6 protein-coding genes are annotated in these 9,482 nt (G+C 61.8%); all 6 read right to left on the bottom strand.

Features of this window, described 5'->3' with window-relative positions; translation table 11 throughout:
- A partial coding sequence (gene sucC, locus RT028_RS02525) for an ADP-forming succinate--CoA ligase subunit beta (RefSeq protein WP_312932097.1) occupies positions 1-946 on the bottom strand: 946 nt, incomplete at its 3' end.
- A gap of 171 nt (positions 947-1,117) precedes the next feature.
- A complete protein-coding gene (gene lpdA, locus RT028_RS02520; RefSeq protein WP_312932095.1) occupies positions 1,118-2,554 on the bottom strand; it encodes a dihydrolipoyl dehydrogenase in 1,437 nt (478 codons plus the stop codon).
- Between the two features lie 96 nt (positions 2,555-2,650).
- Positions 2,651-3,874 carry a 2-oxoglutarate dehydrogenase complex dihydrolipoyllysine-residue succinyltransferase gene (odhB, locus tag RT028_RS02515; RefSeq protein ID WP_312932093.1) on the bottom strand — a complete coding sequence of 408 codons (1,224 nt, stop codon included), beginning with the start codon at positions 3,872-3,874 and terminating at the stop codon, positions 2,651-2,653.
- Between the two features lie 40 nt (positions 3,875-3,914).
- Entirely contained in the window at positions 3,915-6,746 is a 2,832-nt protein-coding gene (locus RT028_RS02510; RefSeq protein ID WP_312932091.1) for a 2-oxoglutarate dehydrogenase E1 component, read from the bottom strand.
- A 246-nt stretch (positions 6,747-6,992) separates the two neighbouring features.
- Positions 6,993-7,697, bottom strand: a complete 705-nt coding sequence (locus RT028_RS02505; RefSeq protein WP_312932089.1) for a succinate dehydrogenase iron-sulfur subunit — start codon at positions 7,695-7,697, stop codon at positions 6,993-6,995.
- Positions 7,698-7,709: 12 nt separating this feature from the next.
- Positions 7,710-9,482: a succinate dehydrogenase flavoprotein subunit gene (gene sdhA / locus RT028_RS02500; RefSeq protein WP_312932087.1), complete on the bottom strand. Its 1,773-nt coding sequence runs from the start codon at positions 9,480-9,482 to the stop codon at positions 7,710-7,712.

Genomic DNA, 9,482 nt, shown 5'->3' with positions numbered 1-9,482 from the left:
CCAGAACGGCCGCGACATTGCTGTCGGACAGAATGATCTTGAACGCTTCGGTAACACGTTCCTTGGTGGCACCGCCGCCAACGTCGAGGAAGTTGGCTGGCTTGCCGCCATGCAGGTTGACGATGTCCATGGTGCCCATGGCCAGGCCAGCGCCGTTGACCATGCAGCCGATGTTGCCTTCCAGCGCAACATAGTTCAGTTCGAACTTGGCAGCATGGGCTTCACGGGCGTCATCTTGCGACGGGTCGTGGAAGGTTTTCAGCTTGGGCTGGCGGTACATGGCGTTGGCGTCGATGTTCAGCTTGGCATCGAGGCAGTGCAGGTCGCCGTCGGCCTTGATGACCAGCGGGTTGACTTCCAGCAGGGCCAGATCGTGGTCCTTGAACAGCTTGGCCAGACCGACGAAGATCTTCGCGAACTGAGCGACTTGCTTGCCTTCCAGACCCAGCTGGAATGCCAGCTCACGACCCTGGAACGGCTGAGCGCCTACCAATGGATCGATGGTCGCCTTGATGATTTTCTCAGGAGTCTCGTGCGCCACCTTCTCGATGTCCACGCCACCTTCGGTGGAAGCCATGAACACGATGCGGCGGCTCGAACGATCGACAACAGCGCCCAGGTACAGCTCTTTGGCGATGTCGGTGCAGGATTCGACCAGGATCTTGGAGACTGGTTGACCGTTGGCGTCAGTCTGGTAAGTGACCAGATTCTTGCCCAACCATTGTGCAGCGAACGCTTTGGCGTCTTCCTTGCTGCGAACCAGCTTTACGCCGCCCGCTTTACCGCGACCACCGGCATGGACCTGGGCTTTGACGACCCACTCCGAACCACCGATCTTGTCGCACGCTTCTGCGGCAGCTTCAGGGGTGTCGACTGCGAAACCCTTGGAAACTGGCAGGCCGTATTCAGCGAACAGCTGTTTGCCCTGATACTCGTGAAGATTCATGCTTTTTACCGTCTTCGTTAGGTACTGCGCTTCGGCGCTGCACCGTTGCCGGTGCCGCACCACCTGTGACCATCAGCCCCGGGTGAGCCCGTGGACCTGGTCCGGCGAACATTCCGCGGTGAGTCATGCACGCAAGACTCACGACGGGCAGCCCGCCGTGGTTTCTTGTAATTAACGCTTCTTACGATTGGCGACGTGGATGGCACCGCCATTCACCGCCAGTGCAGCTTCGTGCAGCGCTTCCGACAAGGTCGGGTGGCTGAAGACCATCATGCCCAGGTCTTCGGCGCTGGTGCCGAATTCCATGGCGATCGCGCCCTGCTGAACCAGCTCGGCGGCCGATGGGCCAATCACGTGAACGCCCAGTACGCGGTCGGTCTTGGCATCGGCGATGACCTTGACGAACCCACCGGTATCGTTGGCAGCCATCGCACGGCCGCTGGCCGCGAACGGGAAGGTGCCCACGTTAACCTCAACACCTTCGGCTTTCAACGTCTGCTCGGTTTTACCGACCCACGCGATTTCCGGGTGGGTGTAGATCACGGAAGGGATCAGGTCGTAGTTCATCTGCGCCTTGTGGCCCTTGATGCGCTCGACGACCATGATGCCCTCTTCCGAGGCCTTGTGCGCCAGCATCAGGCCGCGGACCACGTCACCGATGGCGAACACGCCCGGCACGCTGGTCGCGCACTGGTCGTCGACATAGATGTAGCCGCGCTCATCGATGTTCACACCCGAATCGGAGGCCAGCAGCTCGGTGGTGACCGGACGACGGCCCACTGCCACGATCAGGCGATCGAAGACGATCTTCTGCTCGCCGTTGGCGTCGGTATAGGTCACTTCGACTTCATCGCCATTGACGCTCGAACCGGTGACCCGGGCGCCCATCTTGATGTCCAGACCTTGTTTGGTCAGGGTCTTCTGCGCTTCCTTGGAGACGGCAGTGTCAGCCGCCATCAGGAAGGTGTCGAGTGCTTCGAGCACGGTCACCTGGGCGCCCAGACGGGACCAGACCGAACCCAGCTCCAGGCCGATGACGCCAGCACCGATCACGCCCAGACGCTTCGGTACGCTCTGGAATTCCAGGGCGCCGGTGGAATCGACGATGACTTTCTGGTCGACGGGGGCCGGCGGAATGTCGATCGGACGCGAGCCGGAGGCCAGGATGACGTTCTCGGCTTCGACGATTTCGGTGCTGCCGTCAGGCTTGGTGACTTCGACCTTCTTGCCGGCCAGCAATTTGCCGTGGCCCTGGATCGAGGTCACGCCGTTGGCCTTGAACAAGGTGGCAACGCCGCCGGTGAGGTTCTTGACGATGCCCGCCTTGCGGCCAACCATCGCCGCCACGTCCATCTTCACTTCACCGGTGGAGATGCCGTGGACGTTGAAGCTCTCTTTGGCTTCCTTGTATTTCCAGGAGCTGTCCAGCAGCGCCTTGGAAGGAATGCAACCGACGTTCAGGCAGGTGCCGCCCAGGGCCAGCTTGCCCTCGCCGTCGGTGTATTTCTCGATGCAGGCAGTCTTCAGACCAAGTTGTGCGGCCTTGATGGCGGCCACGTAGCCGCCAGGACCTGCACCAATCACAACAACGTCGAATTTCTGGGTCATAAAAGATTCCTTTAGTAGCTTCAAGCTGCGCGTCGCACGCTGCAAGCCGGGCTGCTTCCTACTGAAGCGGGTGGCCCGCGGCGTGCGACTGCACCATTAAATGTCCAGCAGAAGACGAGACGGATCTTCGAGCAGGTTCTTGATGGTGACGAGGAAGGTGACCGCTTCCTTGCCATCGATCAAGCGGTGATCGTAGGACAGCGCCAGGTACATCATCGGGCGAATGACCACTTGGCCATTGATCGCCATCGGACGCTGGAGGATATTGTGCATGCCCAGGATCGCGGCCTGTGGCGGGTTGACGATCGGGGTCGACATCATCGAACCGAAGGTACCGCCGTTGGTGATGGTGAAGGTGCCACCGGTCATCTCGTCGATCGACAGCTTGCCGTCACGGGCTTTCTTGCCAAAGGTGGCGATGCCGCCCTCGATTTCGGCCAGGCTCATCGATTCGGCGTTGCGCAGCACTGGAACCACCAGACCACGGTCGCTGGACACCGCGACACCGACGTCGGCGAAGCCATGGTAGACGATGTCGTTGCCATCGATCGAGGCGTTGACGGCCGGGTAGCGCTTCAGCGCTTCGGTCGCAGCCTTGACGAAGAACGACATGAAGCCCAGGCGCACACCGTTGTGGCTCTTCTCGAACAGGTCCTTGTACTTCGAACGCAGGGCCATGACTTCGGTCATGTCCACTTCGTTGAAGGTGGTCAGCATGGCCATGTTCGACTGAGCTTCGACCAGACGCTCGGCGATCTTGGCGCGCAGGCGGGTCATCGGCACACGCTTCTCGGTGCGGTCGCCAGCGGCGGTCACCACGGGTGCAGCGGCAGCGGCGGCTGGCTTGGCAGCCGGTGCTGCGGCAGGTGCGGACTTCTTGTTGGCGATCGCCGCAACCATGTCTTCCTTGGTCACGCGGCCGCCTTTGCCAGTGCCGGAAACGGTGGCCAGGTCGATACCGTTTTCCTCGGCCAGCTTGCGCGCAGCCGGGGCGGCGACCGGGTCGTCTTCACCCGCGTCAGCGCCGGCGGCAGCCGGAGCAGCCGAGGGCGCCGCGGCAGCAGCAGGAGCGGCAGCAGCGCCACCTTCAACGATCGAACCCAGCACTTCGTCGGACAGGACGGTGTCGCCCTCGGCCTTGACGATGTCACCCAGCACGCCATCGGCGGTGGCCAGGACTTCAAGAACGACTTTGTCGGTCTCGATGTCGACGATCAGCTCGTCACGCTTGACGGCTTCGCCCGGCTGCTTGTGCCAGGTGGCAACGGTGCCGTCGGCAACCGATTCCGGGAAGGTTGGGGCTTTGATCTCGATAGCCATTAGCAGTGTTTCCTTAAATTCGGTTTCAGTGCGCGAAGCGTTAGACGGTGAACGCGGCGTTCAGCAACTTCTCTTGCTGCTCGGCGTGAATGGAGGCGTAGCCACAGGCAGGTGCGGCAGACGCATCGCGACCGGCGTATTCCAGCGTCAGTGCCTGATTATGGCGACCCAGGATACGGCGCATGTGATGCTGGCTGCTGTACCAGGCGCCCTGGTTCATCGGCTCTTCCTGACACCACACCGCAGCCTTGAGGTTGGTGTACGGCGCGAGGATCTCGACCAGGTCGTCTTCAGGGAACGGATACAGCTGTTCCAGGCGCACGATGGCGATGTCTTCACGGCCCTCGGCACGGCGTTTTTCCAGCAGGTCATAGTAGACCTTGCCGCTGCACAGCACGATGCGCTCGACCTTGGCCGGCTCAAGGGTATCGATTTCCGGGATGACAGTCTGGAACGAACCTTCGGCCAGGTCTTCCAGGGTCGACACGGCCAGCTTGTGACGCAACAGCGACTTGGGCGTGAGCACGACCAGAGGCTTGCGCAGCGGACGAATCACCTGACGACGCAGCAAGTGGTAGATCTGAGCCGGCGTGGTCGGTACGCAGACCTGAATGTTGTGCTCGGCGCACAGCTGCAGGTAACGCTCCAGACGTGCCGAGGAGTGCTCAGGCCCCTGCCCTTCATAACCGTGTGGCAGGAGCATGGTCAGACCGCACAGACGGCCCCACTTGTGCTCGCCGCTGGTGATGAACTGGTCGATCACCACTTGCGCACCGTTGGCGAAGTCACCGAACTGCGCTTCCCAGATCACCAGCGAGTTGGGCGCGGTGGTGGAATAACCGTATTCGAACGCCAGCACGGCTTCTTCCGAGAGGAAGGAGTCATACAGGTCGAACTTCGGCTGGCCCGGGTACAGGTTCTGCAGTGGCAGGTAGGTGTTGGCGTCCTTCTGGTTGTGCAGCGCCGCATGGCGGTGCGAGAAGGTGCCGCGGCCTACGTCCTGGCCGGTGATGCGGATCGGGTGGCCTTCGAAGATCAGCGTGGCGTAGGCCATGGTTTCGGCGTAGCCCCAGTTGATCGACAAGCCGCCGACCTGCATCTTCTGGCGGTCTTCGTAGATCTTCGAGACCTGACGCTGAACAACGAAGCCTTCCGGAATTTCCAGCAGCTTGGCCGACAGGTCCTGCAACGTCTTCAGGTCGAAGCGGGTGTCGTGACGCGCGGTCCAGGCATGGCCCAGATACGGACGCCAGTCAACGAACAGCTCGCGGTTCGGCTCCTTGACCAGGCTCTTGACCACATGCAGACCGTTGTCCAGGGCATTGCGGTACTCGTCGATCTTGGCCTGAGCGCGCTCGGCTTCAATGCGACCTGCCTGGATCAGCTTCTCGGCATACAGCTCACGGGTGGTGCGCTGCTTGGTGATCTGCTGGTACATCAAGGGCTGGGTGCCGCTTGGCTCGTCGGCCTCGTTGTGGCCGCGACGGCGGTAGCACACCAGATCGACCACCACGTCACGCTTGAACTGCATGCGGTAATCGATGGCCAGCTGGGTCACGAACAGCACCGCTTCCGGGTCATCACCGTTCACGTGCAGGATCGGCGCCTGGATCATCTTGGCGACGTCGGTGCAGTATTCGGTGGAACGCGCATCCAGCGGGTTGCTGATGGTGAAGCCGACCTGGTTGTTGATGACGATGTGCACGGTACCGCCGGTCTTGAAACCGCGGGTCTGCGACATCTGGAAGGTCTCCAGCACAACACCCTGACCGGCAAATGCCGCGTCACCGTGGATGTTGATCGGCAGTACCTTGTCACCCGATTTGTCGTTGCGGCGGTCCTGACGGGCGCGCACCGAACCTTCCACCACCGGCGAGACGATCTCCAGGTGAGAAGGGTTGAACGCCATGGCCAGGTGGACTTCGCCGCCTGCGGTCATCACGTTCGAAGAGAAGCCCTGGTGATATTTCACGTCACCCGAGCCCAGGTCGTTCATCTTCTTGCCTTCGAACTCGTCGAACAGCTCGCGCGGGCTCTTGCCGAAGGTGTTGACCAGAACGTTGAGGCGACCACGGTGGGCCATGCCGATGACGACTTCCTTGGTGCCATAGGAGCCCGAGCGCTGGATCATTTCGTCCAGCATCGGGATCAGGCTCTCGCCACCCTCCAGACCAAAGCGCTTGGTGCCTGGGTACTTGGTGCCCAGGTACTTCTCCAGGCCTTCGCCCGCCGTCACGCGCTCGAGCAGGTGAGCCTGCACGTCGGCGGAGAAATCAGGACGGCCACGGACGCTTTCCAGACGCTGCTGGAACCAGCTGCGCTGCTCGGAATCGACGATGTGGGTGAATTCGGCGCCGATGGTGCGACAATATGTCTTCTCCAAGGCGTCATGAATTTCACGTAGGCTCGCTTCCTCTTTGCCGATGAACAGGTCGCCGGCACGGAAGGTCGTATCAAGATCGGCACTGGTCAAGCCGTAGTGATTGATCGACAGGTCTACTGGCGCGGGACGCTGCCACAACCCCAAGGGGTCAAGCTTGGCAGCCTGATGGCCGCGCATGCGATAGGCCTGGATCAGTCGCAGCACTTCAACCTGCTTCTTCTCGTGTTCACTGCTCACGCTCCCGGCTGACACCGGCTGGGCGCGGCGCTGGTTCTTCGCCAGCAGTACGAAATGGTCGCGGATCGTCGAGTGCGATACATCGGTAGCGGTGCTGCCGTCGGCGGGCAACTTCTGGAAGTAGGTGCGCCACTCTTCTGGCACAGCGTTGGGGTCGTGCAGGTAGAGTTCGTAGAGCTCTTCCACATAGGCAGCGTTACCACCTGAAAGGTGGGCGCTTTCCCACATGCGCTGCATCACGCTTTCTTGCATGCTTGGTCACCCTCGATTAGGGGACTGATCGGCAAGTGCCTCGACGAGCATGGAAAAGCCGAATACTGCGGCTGCGCCACGCCAGCGAAGATCCTGCAGATTTTCCGGGTACCAGCCCGGAAGCCCCTGCTGGTCTCATAACTTCATAGGTAAGAGCGCGAGCCTTGTAAGCCCTTGCCCGAGTTTCACCTCGGTGCGGGCGCAGGGCCCGCACGTTGGTGTCTTGCGGTTACAACACTTGCTGAATCAGGTGCCGCTTTGCAGCAGCATGTTACGCACGTGGCCGATTGCCTTGGTTGGGTTCAGACCCTTGGGGCAAACGTTCACGCAGTTCATGATCCCACGGCAGCGGAACACGCTGAACGGGTCATCCAGGGACGCCAGGCGCTCCTGGGTCTTGGTGTCGCGGCTGTCGGCCAGGAAGCGATAGGCTTGCAGCAGCGCGGCTGGACCGAGGAACTTGTCCGGGTTCCACCAGAACGAAGGGCACGAGGTGGAGCAGCAGGCGCACAGGATGCACTCGTACAGCCCGTCCAGCTTCTCGCGCTCCTCCGGCGACTGCAGGCGCTCGATGGCCGGTGCCGGGGTGTCGTTCTGCAGGAACGGCTTCACCTTCTCGTACTGCTTGTAGAAGATGCTCATGTCGACGACCAGGTCACGGATCACCGGCAGGCCAGGCAGTGGACGAACCACCAGCTTGTTGCCCTTGACCACGGCCGACAGCGGCGTGATGCACGCCAGGCCGTTCTTGCCGTTGATGTTCATGCCGTCGGAGCCACAGACCCCTTCACGGCAGGAGCGACGGTACGAGAAGCCCTCGTCCTGTTCCTTGATCAGCGCCAACACATCGAGAACCATCAGGTCCTTGCCGTCTGTATCGACCTCGAAGACCTGCGTTTTAGGCGCCGAATCGGTATCCGGGTTGTAGCGATACACTTCAACTTTCAACATAGCGGCCACCCTTTAGTAAGTCCGGATCTTAGGTTCGAAGGCCGGTACGGTCTTCGGCGCGAAATTGACGCCTCGCTTGGCTACGCGCTTCTCACCCGGGTAGTACAGGGTGTGGCACAGCCAGTTCTCGTCGTCACGGTCTTCGAAGTCTTCACGGGCGTGAGCGCCGCGGGACTCTTTACGGGCTTCGGCCGCGATGGCGGTAGCTTCGGCAACTTCCAGCAGGTTCTGCAGCTCGAGCGCTTCGATACGCGCGGTGTTGAACGCCTGCGACTTGTCATTGATCTTGACGTTGGCGATTCGTTCACGCAGACCTTGCAGCTGGGCAATGCCCTTCTGCATGTATTCGCCGGTACGGAACACACCGAAGTAGTTCTGCATGCAGCTTTGCAGTTCGCGCTTGAGGGTCGCGACGTCTTCACCGGTGGTGCGCTCGTTGAGCTTGGCCAGGCGGTTCAGGGCAACGTCGACGTCGGTGTCGCTGGCGTCGCGGTATTCGATGCCTTCGCTCAGCGCCTTCTCCAGGTGCAGACCGGCAGCACGGCCGAACACCACCAGGTCGAGCAGCGAGTTGCCGCCCAGGCGGTTGGCGCCGTGAACCGATACGCAGGCCACTTCACCCACGGCGAACAGGCCCGGGATGATGTGGTCGACACCGTCGGTATCCATGGTGATGGCCTGACCATGAATGTTGGTGGCAACGCCGCCCATCATGTAGTGGCAGGTGGGTACGACCGGCACCGGCGCGACCACCGGGTCGACGTGGGCGAAGGTCTTGGACAGCTCGCAGATGCCTGGCAGGCGGCTGTGCAGCACTTCCTCGCCCAGGTGGTCGAGCTTGAGCAGGACGTGGTCCTTGTTCGGGCCCACGCCGTTGCCGGCGATGATTTCCTTGACCATGGAACGGGCGACCACGTCGCGGCCGGCCAGGTCTTTCGCGTTCGGCGCGTAACGCTCCATGAAGCGCTCGCCGTGGGCGTTGATCAGGTAACCGCCTTCACCACGGCAGCCTTCGGTCACCAGTACGCCGGCGCCGGCGATGCCGGTCGGGTGGAACTGCCACATTTCGATGTCTTGCACCGGAACGCCCGCACGCAGCGCCATGCCGACACCGTCGCCGGTGTTGATCAGGGCGTTGGTGGTCGAGGCGTAGATGCGCCCTGCACCACCGGTGGCCAGGACCGTGGCCTTGGCTTTGATGTACAGGGTTTCGCCGGTTTCGATGCAGATGGCGATCACGCCCACGAACGCGCCGTCCTGGTTCTTCACCAGGTCAACGGCATAGTACTCGTTGAGGAAGGTGGTGCCGGCTTTCAGGTTGCCCTGATACAGCGTGTGCAGCAGCGCGTGGCCGGTACGGTCGGAGGCCGCGCACGTACGGGCCGCCTGGCCGCCCTTGCCGAAGTCCTTGGACTGGCCGCCGAACGGACGCTGGTAGATACGGCCGGTTTCGGTGCGCGAGAACGGCAGACCCATGTGGTCGAGCTCGAACACGGCAGCCGGGCCTTCCTGACACATGTATTCGATCGCGTCCTGGTCACCGATGTAGTCGGAACCCTTGACGGTGTCGTACATGTGCCAGCGCCAGTCATCGTTCGGGTCGGCCGACGCGATGGCGCAGGTGATGCCACCCTGGGCCGACACGGTGTGCGAACGGGTCGGGAAGACCTTGGTGATCACGGCAGTCTTGTGACCGCCCTGGGCCAGTTGCAGCGCTGCGCGCATGCCGGCGCCGCCGCCACCGATGATGATGGCGTCAAACGAAATAGTCGGAACACTAGCCAT

Source organism: Pseudomonas sp. (assembly GCF_032058845.1).
Taxonomy (GTDB): Bacteria; Pseudomonadota; Gammaproteobacteria; order Pseudomonadales; family Pseudomonadaceae; genus Aquipseudomonas.
This window is presented reverse-complemented; position numbering and strand designations above follow the sequence as displayed.

Excerpts from the sequence above, each read along its gene's own strand:
- lpdA (WP_312932095.1), bottom strand. The coding sequence starts at position 2,554 with ATGACCCAGAAATTCGACGTTGTTGTGATTGGTGCAGGTCCTGGCGGC.
- odhB (WP_312932093.1), bottom strand. The coding sequence starts at position 3,874 with ATGGCTATCGAGATCAAAGCCCCAACCTTCCCGGAATCGGTTGCCGAC.
- RT028_RS02510 (WP_312932091.1), bottom strand. The coding sequence starts at position 6,746 with ATGCAAGAAAGCGTGATGCAGCGCATGTGGGAAAGCGCCCACCTTTCA.
- RT028_RS02505 (WP_312932089.1), bottom strand. The coding sequence starts at position 7,697 with ATGTTGAAAGTTGAAGTGTATCGCTACAACCCGGATACCGATTCGGCG.
- sdhA (WP_312932087.1), bottom strand. The coding sequence starts at position 9,482 with ATGGCTAGTGTTCCGACTATTTCGTTTGACGCCATCATCATCGGTGGC.